The 14,578-nt window shown below is 67.6% G+C and carries 11 protein-coding genes and 3 pseudogenes; 9 read left to right on the top strand and 5 right to left on the bottom strand.

Translation table 11 applies throughout. The features are described 5' to 3' along the window. Window positions 1-119 precede the first annotated feature (119 nt). On the bottom strand, window positions 120-821 hold the full coding sequence (locus tag IE311_RS29760; protein ID WP_189834933.1) for a hypothetical protein: 702 nt from the start codon (window positions 819-821) through the stop codon (window positions 120-122). 618 nt (window positions 822-1,439) lie between these two features. On the opposite strand from IE311_RS29760, the pseudogene IE311_RS37465 reads away from it, so the two are divergent. The 5 genes and pseudogenes from IE311_RS37465 to IE311_RS29780 all read left to right on the top strand — a co-directional run. Continuing rightward, a pseudogene (locus IE311_RS37465) lies at window positions 1,440-2,086 on the top strand (IS701 family transposase); the annotation flags it as partial. Between the two features lie 186 nt (window positions 2,087-2,272). Continuing rightward, window positions 2,273-2,638: a DUF6193 family natural product biosynthesis protein gene (locus tag IE311_RS29765; RefSeq protein WP_189834934.1), complete on the top strand. Its 366-nt coding sequence runs from the start codon at window positions 2,273-2,275 to the stop codon at window positions 2,636-2,638. 54 nt (window positions 2,639-2,692) lie between these two features. Further along, window positions 2,693-3,226 (top strand): hypothetical protein, encoded by a 534-nt coding sequence (locus IE311_RS29770; protein WP_189834935.1) that lies wholly within the window; start codon window positions 2,693-2,695, stop codon window positions 3,224-3,226. A gap of 746 nt (window positions 3,227-3,972) precedes the next feature. Further along, window positions 3,973-4,410: a DUF4259 domain-containing protein gene (locus IE311_RS29775; protein ID WP_189834936.1), complete on the top strand. Its 438-nt coding sequence runs from the start codon at window positions 3,973-3,975 to the stop codon at window positions 4,408-4,410. Window positions 4,411-5,723: 1,313 nt separating this feature from the next. Continuing rightward, on the top strand, window positions 5,724-7,706 hold the full coding sequence (locus tag IE311_RS29780) for a hypothetical protein (protein ID WP_189834937.1): 1,983 nt from the start codon (window positions 5,724-5,726) through the stop codon (window positions 7,704-7,706). Between the two features lie 665 nt (window positions 7,707-8,371). Here IE311_RS29780 and IE311_RS29785 read toward each other — a convergent pair. Beyond that, complete coding sequence (locus tag IE311_RS29785) at window positions 8,372-8,941, bottom strand: DUF6434 domain-containing protein (RefSeq protein ID WP_189834938.1); 570 nt, start codon at window positions 8,939-8,941, stop codon at window positions 8,372-8,374. 431 nt (window positions 8,942-9,372) lie between these two features. On the opposite strand from IE311_RS29785, the pseudogene IE311_RS29790 reads away from it, so the two are divergent. The 3 genes and pseudogenes from IE311_RS29790 to IE311_RS29800 all read left to right on the top strand — a co-directional run. Continuing rightward, window positions 9,373-9,755 (top strand): annotated as a pseudogene (locus tag IE311_RS29790) (transposase); the annotation flags it as partial. A 573-nt stretch (window positions 9,756-10,328) separates the two neighbouring features. Continuing rightward, complete coding sequence (locus IE311_RS29795; RefSeq protein WP_189834939.1) at window positions 10,329-10,703, top strand: hypothetical protein; 375 nt, start codon at window positions 10,329-10,331, stop codon at window positions 10,701-10,703. Between the two features lie 188 nt (window positions 10,704-10,891). After that, on the top strand, window positions 10,892-11,266 hold the full coding sequence (locus IE311_RS29800; protein ID WP_189834940.1) for an ArsR/SmtB family transcription factor: 375 nt from the start codon (window positions 10,892-10,894) through the stop codon (window positions 11,264-11,266). Between the two features lie 37 nt (window positions 11,267-11,303). Here the strand turns inward: IE311_RS29800 and IE311_RS29805 are convergent, their stop codons facing one another. Then, window positions 11,304-11,507, bottom strand: a complete 204-nt coding sequence (locus IE311_RS29805; RefSeq protein ID WP_189834941.1) for a hypothetical protein — start codon at window positions 11,505-11,507, stop codon at window positions 11,304-11,306. A 406-nt stretch (window positions 11,508-11,913) separates the two neighbouring features. Here IE311_RS29805 and IE311_RS37395 point away from each other — a divergent pair. After that, window positions 11,914-12,359 (top strand): annotated as a pseudogene (locus tag IE311_RS37395) (hypothetical protein); the annotation flags it as partial. A 37-nt stretch (window positions 12,360-12,396) separates the two neighbouring features. Here IE311_RS37395 and IE311_RS29815 read toward each other — a convergent pair. Together IE311_RS29815 and IE311_RS29820 are read right to left on the bottom strand one after the other, a co-directional pair. Beyond that, window positions 12,397-12,993, bottom strand: coding sequence for a DUF3885 domain-containing protein (locus tag IE311_RS29815; protein WP_457853430.1), 597 nt, complete (start codon window positions 12,991-12,993; stop codon window positions 12,397-12,399). A gap of 199 nt (window positions 12,994-13,192) precedes the next feature. After that, complete coding sequence (locus IE311_RS29820; RefSeq protein WP_189834943.1) at window positions 13,193-13,801, bottom strand: DUF2867 domain-containing protein; 609 nt, start codon at window positions 13,799-13,801, stop codon at window positions 13,193-13,195. Between the last annotated feature and the right edge of the window lie 777 nt (window positions 13,802-14,578).

The raw sequence follows: 14,578 nt of genomic DNA on the forward strand, positions 1-14,578 counted from the left end.
CTGGTCGGGTCTTCACGGTGAGCGCCTTTCGAAAGCCGTACGGGAGGTCGGGTCGCGAGCCGGGACGGGGGCCGGATGCAGGGGCCTGCCGATGATCGGCCCCTGCATCCGGCTGTTCGTCACGCCGGTGCGCCGGCGCCCTTCTTACGGCGGTAGAGGACGAACGCGGCCGCTCCGCCGGCCAGTACAAGGGCGCCGGTCAGGCTCGTGCCGTTGCCCGCGAGGCCGCCCCCGCCGGTGTGCATGCCGCCCTTGGGCTTCTCGTGCTTGTAGCCGTCCTCTTCCTTCTTCTGCTTGTCCTTGGACCAGTCGTCGGCGTTGACCAGGGAGAGCCCACCGGAGCCGGTGTGCACGCCGCCCTTCGGCTTGTCGTGGTCCTTCTTGCCGTGTTCGTCCTTCGACCAGTCTTCGCCGTTCACGACGGCCAGGGCACCGGAACCGGTGTGCACGCCGCCCTTCGGCTTCTCGTGGTCCTTCACGTGCTTGCCGCTCTTGTCGTGGTCCTTGGACCACTCGTCACCGCTCACGGACGTGAGCGCGCCTCCGCCGGCGTGGACTCCGCCGTGCGGCTTGTCGTGCTTCTTCTTGTCGTGGTCCTTCTTGTCGTGCTCGTCCTTCGACCAGTCCTCGGCGTCGACAAGGGCCAGGGCCCCTGCGCCGGTGTGGACGCCGCCCTTCGGCTTGTGGTGCTCACGTTCCTGGCTGTGGGACGAGCCGTCCTTGTCCCAGTCTCCGGCGGTGCTTGCGTAGGCGCCGGGTGCGGCGAGCGCCAGGGTGCCGGCGGCGGCTGTCGTGGCGATCAGAATGCGGGCAGAGCGCATTGATGAAACTTCCCTTCGTCTGCTGCGCCGGCTGACTGATCGTCGGCTCCGGATGCGCAGCGACATGGCCCACCGTCAGCTGGCACCTCTGGGGCAGCCACTTGGGTTGGGACATACGGGCTCAGGGTGGTTGGGGGGCGAACCGGCATTGCCTCTGCAGCTGTATAACTGCAGGTACAACCCATGGCTTGCTGCGTGGCGACCTCGACTGGGGCGGAGGTCCGACGGACGCACAAGGCCGGGCGCCAAGGGGAGGGACTCGGGCGATGTACGGCCTCCTCGGGACCGTCCTTGCTGGTCACGTCACAGCTGGCGGTCCTCCGCTGTACTCAGCGAAACCGACCGTCAGACCTTCAGTCGGAATTCACCCTTGAGGGTGACGCGCAGCCGCCCCCGTCGCCGGGCCACACCCGAGACTCCACCCGAGACGAGAACGGCACAGCGACACCCCGCCGGCTCTCCGCCTCCGGGGCCAGCGGCGCGTGACGGACGCCGCCTGCGCGCCGGAGGGCCTCGGCGCCCGGTCCGCCGACCGCGTCCCCCGTCCGGCGGCCCGTCCACCGAGCGGAAATGCGTGGGTGGGACCCCGTCTCGGACGGGGTCCCGCCCTCATGTGTTGCGGCCAAGCCCCGTCTCGCCCTGCAGATGATTACGGCGGCTCTGGATGCCGGAGTTGGCACGTCGTGGGTGACCGGCGATGAGGCCTAGGGCCAGGACCCCGGCCTGCGGACCGGGTTGGAGGCCCGCGAGGTGGGCTACGTGCTGGCGGTCTCCTGCGCCACCAAAGTACAGATCAACCAGGGCCGCACCCCGATCCGTGCGGACGCGGCCGCCGACTGCCTGCCCGCCTCGGCCTGGCAGCGGCAGAGCGCCGGTTCTGGGGCCAAAGGGCCCCGCTACTACGACTGGGCCTGGGTGCAGAACGGCACCGACGAGCACCGTTATCTGCCGGTCCGCCACAATCCCACCACCGACGAGCTCGCCTTTTGCCTCTGCTGGTCACCTCGGGCCGTGCTTGCGTTCCTGGCCGTGGCCGTCGACGCCGCGAGACCGACCAGACCTGCGGCTCCGAACCGTCCCCCCGGGGCGGAGAGCCGGTCCACCGGACCGTCCCGCAGATCCGCCGCTTCATCGGCGCCCTGCTCAGCCCACCGGTCACGTCCCTGAACGCGCTCCTACATTGGTCGAGCTGGCGCAGAAACCACCAAGCTTCGGTACGTCGCAGCCACTATCGACAGCGACTTGCCATCCCCTCGAGCACGTAGATCGCGAAGTCACACTGAAGTACTACCTCTGGCATGCGATCTTGACCGATGGCCCACTGGCTTTGACCGGCTCCGGCTGCAGGGGACGCTCTTCTGTACCCCCGGGCGCCGACGGTCAAAGGGCCGGGGCCCAGGCCAGAGCCGGTCAAGTTGTCCGCCAGGGGCGCAAAGCATCATGATCGCCGGATGATTGAGGAGACGACGGTCGAGGAGACCTGGCGGCAGATGCTGGAGGGCGACCCCGCGGTACGGCAGGGGGACCCGGCGGTGGTGGAGGCCGCCTACGCTGAACCGCGCCTGCGGGTCCTGTTCCCGTTCCCGAGCCATGGGTGCCTCACCTTTCACAGGAACTCGCAGTTCCCGTGGAGCAACGACCTGCCGTTCATCGCCGGCAGCGATCCGTGCAAGGTGTACGGGCCGTTGTACTCGTCGGTCCTGGGTGAGGGGCTCACGCCGAAGGAGGCGGCCGCGCTGGTGGTGGCCCACCTGCCCCTCGACTGCGGGCCGGCCTTCGACGGGCCGTGGCCCCCGCCGGACAGCCCCACCGACTGAACCACCGACTGAACCACCAGAACGTCCCCTGCGCCGTCACACCCCCGGTTGACCGTGGCTGAACGCTCGATCTGGCACGGATCTGGCACGCGCGCGCACGGAACCGGTTTCATCGAAGCCGCGTCTGACGGCCAGGAAGGGGGCGACGTGATAGCTCAAGGTAAGGCCCGTCGTCGCTGCGTGGCGGTTGTTTCGATTCGCGCGCGGCTCGTCGCGGTGGCGCTAACGTCCTTGTTGGCTGCCGGTTGCGGCATGCTGAACGATCCGGTCAAGGAACGCTGGGAGTCCAGAACCGAGTTCTCACGTTGCGGCGAGGTGAGCCTGGATCAGGGTACGGAGATGCAGAAACAGGCGGCGCGGGAAATTGCCTGCCTCCAGCGAGCCCTCAAGAACGGCGAGAGCGCGGAACTGAAGGTGACCTATCCCACCGTGGAGGGTGACCCGATTCGCGAGTACTACCGTTTGACGCCGCAAGGCAGGCTTGAGGTGTACACAGACAGCACAGACGATCGTTACTCGGACCAGAAGTGGTCGTTCGCCGAGTGCTACACCCCGGAATGGCTGGCTGAGATCTCCTGCGATCTGTGACCAGCGCCAACGACCCGACCTGGCGCGATGAGGTCGTCGATTTGCCTCCCGGCGGCCGAATGGAACCACCCGTCAGACGCTTTCAACTACAGTCGCTGAGATTGGGAGCCGGCGAGCTGCCGGAGTACGGCTGAACGACACGCGCATCAGCCCCAATAGGACCGGTGCCGACACGGAGCGACAACACCGGCCACAGCCCACATCGCGGCCGCCTGCTCCGCATCCACCCGTTCCCGGTGGTCCGGTCAACGGACATCCGTGACGGCGGGGGCACGGCGCCCAACCCCACTCGGCAAGGCGTACGACGGGCCGAGTCGTCGCCCAGTTGAGCAGCGCCAGTACGACAGGCATCGACCATCGGGGGCCGCCCGGCTTGCGCCGCGCCGGGGCCGGCCCCGCGGGTGCGGATAGCAGGCGGCCGGGCGCACGGGCCTCCAAGCGCTCGTCGGCGTAGAACGGTCCGACGAGGGTCCGCCCACGAACTGACGGATCCTCATGCAATGGCGAGCGCCCTTTACGTCTGGCCCGGCGGCCGGCCGCAGCAGGCGACGGTCTCACTCTGGTCGGCGCCGACCAGCGGCACTACCGCAAGCGCCGCCGCCAGTGCCACGAACAAACCGAGTACGGCTTTAGGCACTTCCTCCTCCTGATCGCTGGAATCCACTTCCGCTTCAAGCGGTCACCGATTCAGATGCACAAGGCGTGGCCAGTGCGACGATCCTCCAGACGGCCACGCAAGGAGAGACATGGGCACCTGGGATACCGGCCCCTTCGACAACGACACCGCCGCCGACTTCGGGGGTGATCTGGACGAGGCAGCGCGGGAAGAACGCGAACCCATGATCCGCGGCGTGCTCGTACGCGCCGCCAGCCTCGTGGACTTCCTCGGGATCTACGACGGCGAGCGGGCAGTGGCCGCAGCTGCCCTGGTCGTCGCCCAGCATCCTGACTGCGAGCCAGCATGTTTGAACTATGGCCCATCAGAGCCGGTGCCGGAGTTGCCCGCAGACCTTCGAATGCTCGCCGCCGACGCCCTGGACCAAGTGGTCTCCGGCCTGTCTGAACTCGCCGAACAGTGGGCCGAAGCTGCGAACTGGTCGAAATGGCGTCAGGAGATCACCCGCCTCCGCGACCTCCTTGACCCTCCGATCCCGCCACAAGAGGAGGCCCTCTTCGAGATCTAATCGGTTACCCAAAGTCACAGCCCGCAGAACTTGAGCCAGAACCCGAAGTGGTGAACATTTTCCGTCCTTTCTCGTGGACGAAGCCACCCAAGGCCGAGTCACCGCGACAGCTCGGTGGTCAGAGCGGTGCCGTCGTCGACTTCCCCGGTCCGCAAGCCATGGATGTCCAGCAGCATGCCGTCCAGCGGCCCGCCGACCCGTTCGGCGTAGGTCCCGTTGCGGGAGCGGGCCGGCGTTTGGGGTCGTCGTGGTCCGCGCCGTAGACGCGTCCGTTCAGCTGCTGCTCATCGCCGTTCATCTGATCAGCGTGGTAGCCGCCACCGACAACGAAGCGACGCGCCGTCGACCCCGACCGGTGAGGATCCTCTTCCCCATGGCTGTCGCGTGGGAAGGACACCTCATGGAGTTAAGCCGTCAACATGACAGGCAGGGACACCGGTCCGAAGACGTCGAATAGTTCATGATCACAGGGATGTGTCGGGCGTGAAGGCGTACGTCCGAAGCGGATCCAGGTGCATCTCATGCGGGCCCATGCAGTCCGCGGCAAGGGTTGCCACGCCCGCCCCGCACACGCACGTCATGTTGGGTCCTCCGGTTCCAAGAGGTCCGCAGCAACCGTGGTGCATACCCGGAGAGCTGGCCAGTTGCAGGTTCAGCGTGTCCTCCGGGTGCACGATGGCAGAGTTTCGGGGGCCGGCAGGCGCCATGTCCGTCATCCCGGGCGGCATGAGGAGAGCCCGGCTCACAAGTGCGGACGGCGCCCGGGTACCTGGGGCCACGAAAGGGGCGCCCCAGGGTTCGGGATCCAAGGCATAACTGCCTCTCGGGACTGTCGAGGGCGCGAGCCGCGTCTTGCCGTGCCGGTCCCTGTCAAGCACCGAGATGTCCGGGATGCTCTGAAGCTCCTGCAGGTCCGGGGTGAGTTCGGCACCGCACTTCGCGCAGTAGAAGACCGTCATACCAACCGTTGTATCCCACCGGCAGCCTCAGTCACGACCGCGTCCGCCTGCTCAGTCCGCCTGTCCGCGAGCTCCCCTGCGGCCGCCTTGCGGCTGGTCTCATCGGCTCCACGTGACCACCCGACATCGCCCAGCAGCCTATGAAGGGGGCCCAGCCCCGCTCGATGAGCAGGACCCCTGCCGTTCTTGGTGGTGGCCTTGCGGGCCTTGGTGAGCCAGACCTGGGACCCGATGTTGATGCGCGGGTCGGCGAAGGGCCGTTCCCTGGGCCCTTGGTGTGGTGCGGTCGCGTCGCTGCTGCCCATGGCGCCGACTCGTCGACTGTGTGTCGAGCCGGGCGATAGGGTCGCGGGCATGGAGGAGGGACTGAACGCGGTTGACTGGGCGGCGCTGAGGCACAACTACGGGTCTGCCGAGGACGTGCCCGACCTCTTGCGTCGATGTGCGGGGCCGGATCCGGACGACGCCGTCGACGCAGCGTTCGATCTGCTCAACCAGCTCTTCCACCAGGGTGGCTGGATCTGCTCAGCGGCACCGGCTGCGCTGCCCTTTCTGTTGCGCCTGGCCGCGAGTCCGGCTGTCCCGCTCCCGAGTCGCCGCGCGGTGCTGGAGCTGGTGTGGAGACTGGCGGCCGAGGCCGGGCAGGTAGCGGAAAGGTTCCTTGATCCTGGCTGGCAGTCGGCATGGGAACGGGCTCTTCCGAAGGTGCTCGTCCTGCTCACTGATCCCGCCCCGGGCATTCGGCGGGACTCGGCCCACCTACTCGCTGTCTGCGACAGCCCCGGTGAACTCGTCCTGCCGACGCTTGTGCGGGCCTGGCAGGCAGAGGTCGATCCGGCGACTCGTCTCGACGTGGTCCTCGCGCTCGGCAGGGCGGTGGGACGGGAGCCGGCTGGACCGCAGGCCACCGAGGTCCTGGAGGTACTCCGCGGGCTGCTCGACGGCCCGGAGGCGCAGACCCGCCTGGCGGCGGTGCACGCGCTCGCCCCGGCCGCTCCGAACCTTCCCGTACAACGGGTCGACCTCCTGCTGGAAGCAGTCCGGGACCCGAGCGTCGAGCTGTGGCGCCACACAAGCTCGGTTGATGCCGGCATCAAAGGTGTCCACCACTGGACGGCGGCGTTGTTCACCGGGCCGTCCCCCACCTTCACCCTCGGCCTGCTGGAGGACCATCCCGACGACGACCAGCGGGTCGGCGCACTGGCCCAGGCAGGCGCGTTGCTCGCGCAGTGGCGTTCGGTGACCGCCGACCTCCTTCCTTCCCTCGCCGCTCGGCTGGACGATCCCACCCTTGAGGTCCGGTTCCGGGCGGCCGAGCTGCTGGCCTGCCTCGGCCCGGCCGCCGTGGCCCACGCCGACGAGGTCGCCGTCCTGCTCGACGACACCGCCGCGCGGGACACCCGGAAGCGGCAGACCGCCGCCGAGGCCGCCTTGTGGGCGCTGGCCCGGATGAACGATCCGCGCTGCGTGCCGGGCCTGATCAAGCTGATGACTGACACACGATCGGGCTTCGCTACAGGCTCCCCTGGCTATCCCGTCACCGACGGCCTGCACCATGCTGTCCTCCCCTCGGTCCACGAGGTTCTGGGCTGTCTTCCTGACCACGCCGAGCTATTCCTGCCGGCGATCGGCGAGCAGCTTGATGCCGTCACGGACGACCGTGTGCTCAACAGCCTCTGCCGGGTGCTCGCGGGTTGGGGGCCCGCCGCGAAGGCAGCGGTTCCCCAGCTGCTCGGTCTCTTGGAGGACGATCGGACCTGGGCAGCGGCAGCGAAGGTGCTGGCACGGATCGGGGTGGCGGGGAACGGGGCACGAGACCTGTTGTTGGCCCGATCGAGCAGCGGCGAAGCACGCGCAGAAGTCGCAGCCTGGGCGTACTGGAAGGTTGGCGGCGAGCCTGGACCGGCCCTGGAAGCGCTTGGACACGTCGCCGCCGAGGGAAGCATCCGACGTCCTTCCCTGCGCATGCTCGCTGACCTCGGCCCTCACGCTGCCTTCTACGCGGACCAGCTTCGGGTTATGGCTGCCGACAACGACCCCTGGACCCGCGTCGAGGCGGGGCATGCGCTCTGGGCCACGACTGGCGATTTCGAGACCAGCGTCCCGGCCATGACGAGTGCCGTTCAGGAGCTGACCAACGGCGTCTATCTCCCCGTCATGCTCCCCGCCGTTCGATACCTGACCCAGGTCGGCCGCCCCGCTCGACCCGCCGCGCAGCTCCTCCGCGGCGTGCTGACTGGTGATCAGCGGCTTCGCAGCAACGGCTGCTGGCGGGGCTTCACCCAGGACGAAGCCATCCGAGCCGCGCTCGAAGAACTGCTCGCCGCCTGCGACTGACTGGCCGTCTCTGCGTGAGCGGCGGCAGGCTCAGGTGATCTCCCCGCCCCTTGCGTGATCTTTCCCGGCGTGCCGAACTCGTGTCGGTGTGTCGTGGAGAGCCTGCGTGAGCACGGAGTTCGGCCAGTTTGAAGGGCCCTGGATGCTCACCTGGGAGGAAAGCGTGGACGCTCACGCAATGCGTACGCGGTCGGTGCCGACCGCCCCGTCTACTTCAACACCGCAGCTGAACTCGCGGCGCCATCTGGCTGCCCCACTCCAAGACGTGCAGGTTTCCAGCGTCACCGGGATGTCCGCCCCTGCGGAGGCGCAGCCTGGGCAGGGGGCCTGCGCGAGAAGGCACGGGAACTGGGACACCGCATGCCCCGCTGACAAGAACAGCCGCGTCCGACGAACCGAGCACAATGCCTCACCGCTATATCTCGCCAAACGAACGACGCCTCAGCTGCTCAGCGGAGACAGACTCGCTGCTCAACACCGGAACCGAAGGTCGCTGGCAAGCGCTGAGGCAGCCTCTCAGGTAGTTGGATTTATGGAGGAACAGCCCTCGTTCGCCTCCTAGAGACTGCTGGATGCGGCAAGGGCTCGGGTGGCAGCGAAGCAGCGAGGGCCAGCGCGACATGCCCGGAACGTCGTTACAGCACCCTGTCATCGCTGCGCATCGGTCACCCCTCGGCCGGGCTACGAGGTCGGTCGCGGTGAGCCCGCCACGCAGCGAGCGCTTCGGTCCGACTGCCAGCCGGATGCTCGGCATGCCAGTCACGCAGAAAGCGGTTGAGCTCGAACTGCGCGCCGATCTCCTGAACCTGGGCAGCGGTCTGGCGCGTGGCGTGCCAGTGGGCGACGGCGTCGGCCAGGGTGCGCCCTGCGCCTTCGGCAACGAACGCTCGCATGTACGCGTCGAAGTGGAAGCTCGGGCCGATCTCCCGGCGGAAGTATTCGCGCAGGACCTGACTGCACCGCTGCCCCTCGGGAAGCACGGTGGAGCCGTTTACCGGCGCACCAAGCTGGCGGCCGGCGCTGCGCGTCCGGGACGCCGCCGCCGCCGGGGCGACGCCGTCCAACGCGGCCCGCAGTCGCTCCGTCAGCGCCACCTTCCCACCGCTCCGCGACACACCGATCTCCCGGGCAAGCACGGTCAGCTCGGCCAGCGTCCAGTACCAGCGGGCCAACTCGTCCCCACTCAGCGCCGCGCTCAGCTCCGGTCGCGTCTCAGCACCCGCGTTCGAACTCATGTCCCCATGATAAGTGTCCCGTCTCAGCAGATACTGCAGATGCAGGGCCGGTGACCTGTGGGCTGACAGGTTGCGTCGAGACTCACGGCAGGTGGAACGAGGCGTCCCGGGAGGGCCGTGGAGGGAGTCGAGTGCTCGACTCACCGATCATGGCGAGGGAGCGGAGCCCTGCGCCGGACTCCGGCAGGACGGTGAGACTCCTGGTCCCATGATTCGCGGTGAAGGTGCAACTCGGTGCGCGCGACGTTGCGAAGCACGCACTGCTCGGCCTCGCCGAAGGTCAGGTTTCCCCGGCCTTTTCCAGCGGCCCGCTCCACCGGGCCTCGGCGCGGTCGTCCACGTCCGGGTGAAGTCTTTCCCTCTAGCCGGGGACAGTCGCTGATCACATGCGGTGAATGGGTCGCGTGGATCGCACGTACGAGCTGTCAAAGGGGCTTCACGTCGGCCCCTCGCCCGCCGATCGGGCCCGTCCTGGCGCAAAAGCACCACCTGATCGTCGACCGTCACGGAACCCCGCTCGCCGCCACGCTCACCGGCGGTAACCGGCACGACGTCACCCAGCTCCTGCCCCCGCTTGACAGCATCCCGTCGATCCGGGGACTGCGGGGGCATCCCCGCCACAAGCCCCGACGCCTGGCTGCACCAGTTCAAATGGCTCCGAACCCACTACGGAAGACGCGCCGATCTCCATCAGGGCCCGCTCGAACTGGCCTGCAGCCTGATACGTCTGCACCGGCTCCAACGGACGCCCAATCGCTCGGTCAGTAGCGGAGGCGAGCTTCAGCCCCATCAATACGCACCATGCAGTCCTTGAAGAGCTGCAACGGAGGCTGCCGGCCGTCAAACGGAGCCAGTGTGAGCCCCATATCCTGCAACGGCTTGGCCAGGGCGACGAACCTGAGCCCATCCGGGTCCGAGCCCCTATAGGCCGCCCATGCCTCGAACAACGGCCTCACACTCTCCCAGCCAGGTCCCGGGGTGAAGCGCGCCAGGAAGAACGGCTGATCACAGCCGTACTCGCTGAGCTCACCGACCAGAACATCTCCCTGCAAGAGCTGCCACCTCGTCATCTGGTGTCCCCATCCCCCCCACCGCCCAGTCGAGTGCGCATCATCGCAGCGCGCAACTCTCTGGCCAAGCGCTTCATCCTGAAACGATGATCTAGGCCTGACTACCGAACGCTGTGGTGCTGTCCTCTCGACCGGTGCGCCCTCGGCCGGGGGCTGACGGGGTTCACAGCCGAATAGTGGGACACGAGGGGTTGATTCCCGCCATATTCCTGGTCTTCCCAGAACTCCTGGGCGGCGGGTGGGTAGCGTCTGCGGTCATCACTCGGCCGGGATCTGGCTCCGGCCGGCGCTGTTCAGAACAGAAGGAGCGGGAAACGATGCTGACTGTGGAGACGTCTCTGAAGGAGGCGATGACCTCGATCGAGGGGAGCGTGGCGGTCGCGCTGGTCGACTACACGAGCGGCATGGCGCTGGGATCGCTGGGCGGGGGCAAGGAGCTCGATCTCACGGTGGCCGCGGCGGCGAACACCGATGTGATCCGGGCAAAGGTCCGCACGATGGAGATGTTGGGTCTCAAGGACGACATCGAGGATGTGCTGATCACCCTCGGTACCCAGTACCACCTCATGCGGCTGATCAAGGGCCGCGGGGGCAACGGCCTGTTCCTCTACCTCGTTCTGGACAAGGGCCGGGCGAACTTGGCCATGGCCCGGCATCAGCTCAGGCGCATCGAGGCCGAACTGGAACTGTAGCCGTCTCCTTTCCCGGCTCCGCTTGCCCATGAATTGAAGAAGTCTTCAACTCCGCACATCCGAATGTGCTCAGTTCAGGGCAGGTTGGGCCGGGAGCCGGGAGGATGGCTGGGGCTTGGTATCGAGGATCCGGCAGGTCCAGTCGCCGGCCCTGAAATGGTCGAACCGTGGGTTTGGAGTGTTGTCGCATGCAGGTGCCGCTGTATCAGGCCAAGGCAGAGTTCTTCCGCATGCTCGGGCATCCCGTCCGGATCCGTGTGCTGGAGCTGCTCCAAAACGGTCCAGTACCCGTACGCGAACTCCTGAATGTGATCGAGATCGAACCGTCGAACCTCTCCCAGCAACTTGCGGTACTGAGACGGTCCGGCATCGTGATCTCCATTCGTGACGGTGCCACCGTCAGCTACGCCCTTGCCGGCGGCGACGTGGCGGAACTTCTGCGCGCCGCACGACGCATCCTCACTGAACTCCTGGCCGGACAGAATGAACTCCTTGCCGAGCTCCGGCACACCGACAGCCCGGCGCAGGCAGGCTCCACGACCATCTCCTCTCCCGGTAGATGACCCCGGACCGCCGCGGTCGTTGAACGCGTCGATGCCTTCAGAACGTACGAATCCGGAACGGCTGGGCGGTCGAGACGACCGTGGTTGGACCTCGTTTGCACCGCCGGCCGTTCCGGAGGCCGGCGAGATACTCATCCACCAGATCGTCGCTACGGTCCGGGCCGGCGATGATCCGGCGATCCAGGACTTGGTGACCCAGGTCGCCGGGGTCGCCGACGCCACACTGCTTCTGCGACTGCACCGACGCCTCCATGAGAATGTCTCCCGCTGACCGGGTTCAGAAGCGAGTTGGCGCAGGGAGGGCCCGAGCTGGACAGCAGGCTCACCTTCATCAACCTCGCCGGTGCCAACCTCCTGGAGGCGGCGCCGCCACCCTGCTGGGCCTCGCCCATGGGGAAGTGTTCCCGTGGCTGCACGGTCCGGCGCACGAAGACGCTTACCGGACCTCAGTGGACTACGCCAGCCCACATCCTTCAACGCCCAGCACCGACGGCATACCTGACTGTTCCTCAAGCTCGACCCCGACGACAGCGGCTTCAGCGTCCGGCTTCGCCCCCGCTGGGCAGCCGGCCTCCGCCAAAGGGCGACATCCGCCGCGACCGGCTCGCCGGTCGGCGCGAGCACGCTGAATCACCTGACGCACCTTGCTCACGCCGGTGTTCGGGCCAGCCTGGCCCACGGTCTACCGACCCTTCGCTCAGCGGAGCCGGGGACGGGTCTGGGCCGGGTTGTATCGGGTCGTGCTCGACGAACTCGGTGCCCGGGGTCAGCTTTACTGGTCGCGGTGCCCAATCGGCTCGGTCCGTGTCCGGGCTGTATAAGGGGCCTTTGACAGATCGACTACGGCCATCTGCGGCGGTGGCTTCGCAACCGTGGCATCCGCCACCGCATCGCCCGCAAAGGCGTCGGGTCCTCACAGAGGATCGGCCGCCACCGATGGGTGGTTGAGAGGACTGCGTCCTGGCTGGCCGGCTGCGGACGGCTCCACAGGCGCTGCGAGCGCAAGGCCGAACACTTCCTCGCCTTCCTTGCCTTCCTTGCCTTTGTCGGCATAGCGGCCCTCCGCGTCTGCTTCCGTCGGTTGACTGCCTGAATCAGGCGACGTGGGCGGGGTGGGTGAGCCCGTCCCGTCAGAGACCCAACGGGTGGCTGGAAAGCCAGTCGGCATGCCGATCGCGCATCCGATCCCGTTCCCGGGGCGTAGCGAGGAAGACATTGGCGCCGCCGTCGTAGGGGTGGTAGATGCGTCGCAGTTGGGTGTCGGTGATGAGGACTCCCGCCATCTTGTCATCGGCGATGTCACGGAGCAGCTCGTCGAGGCAGCCGTTTCGCCAGGGCCGGCGGCCGGCGAAGAGGTGGCAGTAGGTACGGAACTCCGGGTCTGGATCGTCGTTGACCAGCAGGCTCTGCCAGTAGCCAGCGTCTGGCTGAGATGGTGGGGCCTCGGCTTCGCTCGCCCACACCGGGGTGATCACGTAGACATCCCCGCCGGCGAACAACTCATCGAGGACGGTGTTGTACCGCTCCAGGAGGACGGCGTATTCGCTCTCGTCCTGCGCGTATCGCTTCGACTCCGGCAGGCTGTGGAAGCGCACCCAGAGATCCCGGTACGGGTCGCGGAGCTTGTACCCGACCGGAGGACAGCTGGGCCACTGCTGCTGCCACAGCTCGGTCAAAGCCGTTTGTACGCCCCCAGACACTTGCCGCACCCGTCCCCTCGCCGCCATCGGCTCCCACCGACAACCATGATGCCCGGCACCCACCCACCAACAGATACGACGTCTTAGCCACCAGCGTGAACTCATCCGCCAGCGCTTCGACCTGCGGCTGCCGCATCCCGCCCAACAGCCCCGGCCCCGTGAGCAAGAACCACGGCCGGCCCTTCCATTGGATCGGGACACACCGCCACGGCCCACAAGGCATCTCTCAGTGGGTGGTTCGGCGTGCCGTGTTCTCTCGCCATTCCCGGCCGATCGATCGCATGAGGGCCGGGTAGACCCCCAGGTACCGGAAGGGTTTGATGCCTAGCATGTACAGCGCGCCCAGGCGGCCGTTGGGCTTCACCAGGACGGCCATCTGGCCGCGGTAACCGCCGTTCCCGTCACCGACCCAGCCGATGTGCATCACCCCGTGCATGGTCTTGTTGGCGTACTCGGCGGCCCACTCGTCATGTGTCTGGAAGACCGATGTGAAGGGCGCCGTGCTGAGGTCAGGCCCCTGCGGCCCCTCACGCAGGTCGTCCGGCAGCCGGTCACGCAGCGTCGCCACCCGCCCACCGACGCCCGAGTCGGGCTTGTCCCAACCGAGCAGCGCGCCGAGCTTCCAGCGCACCGAGAAGAGGAATCGCCCCACGGGATTGCCGCCGTCCGGGCCGTCCTTGCCGTCCGCGATCTGCTGGACCAGGAAATGCAGGTCGTCCGGGCCGCCCGGCGTCGGCAGCGCCCACAGATCCTCGAGCCGGAAGTCGCCGGCGATCTCGTGAATGCGCCAGGGGCGGGACGTGTGGTCGGTTGCGGGAAGGCGCAGATCACTCATGACGAATCCCTGTCTATACGGTGGCGTATAGATCAAGTATAGACCCATCTATACGGCCCCGTATAGGTGGTTGGGGCAGGTGAGGCGAGACATCGGCGGACACGACTCGGGCACTGCGAGGCAGCCGGATCGAGGAAGGGCTGCGCGCGCTTGCCTCCGGCGGCCGCTGTACGGTCCGGGCCGAAACCCTCGCCCGGACCCTCAACATCGCCAGGTGCGGTCTCTGCTGCTGCTTCCGCGGCCGCCCCAGCATGCTCATGGAAATGCTCGGCATCGGGTAACGCAGGATCGCCCAGGATCTCGTCGAGTGGATCCAACGCGGCGGAGGTGAAGCCAGCAACCGTCTCGGGCGTCACCGGCACACCGCTCCAGGTCTTCGACCGGCCGGGCGGACCTGCTGCCGGGCGAGTACGGCTCCGTGCGTTTCCACGTGCGGACGGCGGCCGCTCACGTCTGGGACGCCGGGGACGTGTCACTTGGCGAACCGGCCCTCGCTTCCGAGCCGGGTACCCACTCCGAGGTGCGTGGCCAACAGTCGACCAGCCCATGGCCTTCCGCCCTGCAGCCGGCCGGAGCGCCCCGGGGCGAGTGCGGTGGCGTTACGGACTCGGTCGTGGGCGGGGCTGTCGGCCTCGCCGTACTCGCGCTCGTGGCGACCGTCGGCCTCGACGGCTTCTTGGGTGTAGAGCTCCGTTCCTCGACCGCCGACGAGATCCGCACCTCGCTCTTCGTGGCCGGGCGGCAGCGCGCTGACGTTCCTTTTCGCCCTTCGCCAGT

This window comes from Streptomyces zaomyceticus, from assembly GCF_014656215.1.
GTDB classification, from domain to species: domain Bacteria; phylum Actinomycetota; class Actinomycetes; order Streptomycetales; family Streptomycetaceae; genus Streptomyces; species Streptomyces zaomyceticus.

Bases quoted from the DNA above. Each gene is read 5' to 3' on its own strand.
- IE311_RS29760 (WP_189834933.1), bottom strand. From the start codon at position 821: ATGCGCTCTGCCCGCATTCTGATCGCCACGACAGCCGCCGCCGGCACC.
- IE311_RS29765 (WP_189834934.1), top strand. From the start codon at position 2,273: ATGATTGAGGAGACGACGGTCGAGGAGACCTGGCGGCAGATGCTGGAG.
- IE311_RS29775 (WP_189834936.1), top strand. From the start codon at position 3,973: ATGGGCACCTGGGATACCGGCCCCTTCGACAACGACACCGCCGCCGAC.
- IE311_RS29780 (WP_189834937.1), top strand. From the start codon at position 5,724: ATGGAGGAGGGACTGAACGCGGTTGACTGGGCGGCGCTGAGGCACAAC.
- IE311_RS29785 (WP_189834938.1), bottom strand. From the start codon at position 8,941: ATGAGTTCGAACGCGGGTGCTGAGACGCGACCGGAGCTGAGCGCGGCG.
- IE311_RS29795 (WP_189834939.1), top strand. From the start codon at position 10,329: ATGCTGACTGTGGAGACGTCTCTGAAGGAGGCGATGACCTCGATCGAG.
- IE311_RS29800 (WP_189834940.1), top strand. From the start codon at position 10,892: ATGCAGGTGCCGCTGTATCAGGCCAAGGCAGAGTTCTTCCGCATGCTC.
- IE311_RS29815 (WP_457853430.1), bottom strand. From the start codon at position 12,993: ATGGCGGCGAGGGGACGGGTGCGGCAAGTGTCTGGGGGCGTACAAACG.
- IE311_RS29820 (WP_189834943.1), bottom strand. From the start codon at position 13,801: ATGAGTGATCTGCGCCTTCCCGCAACCGACCACACGTCCCGCCCCTGG.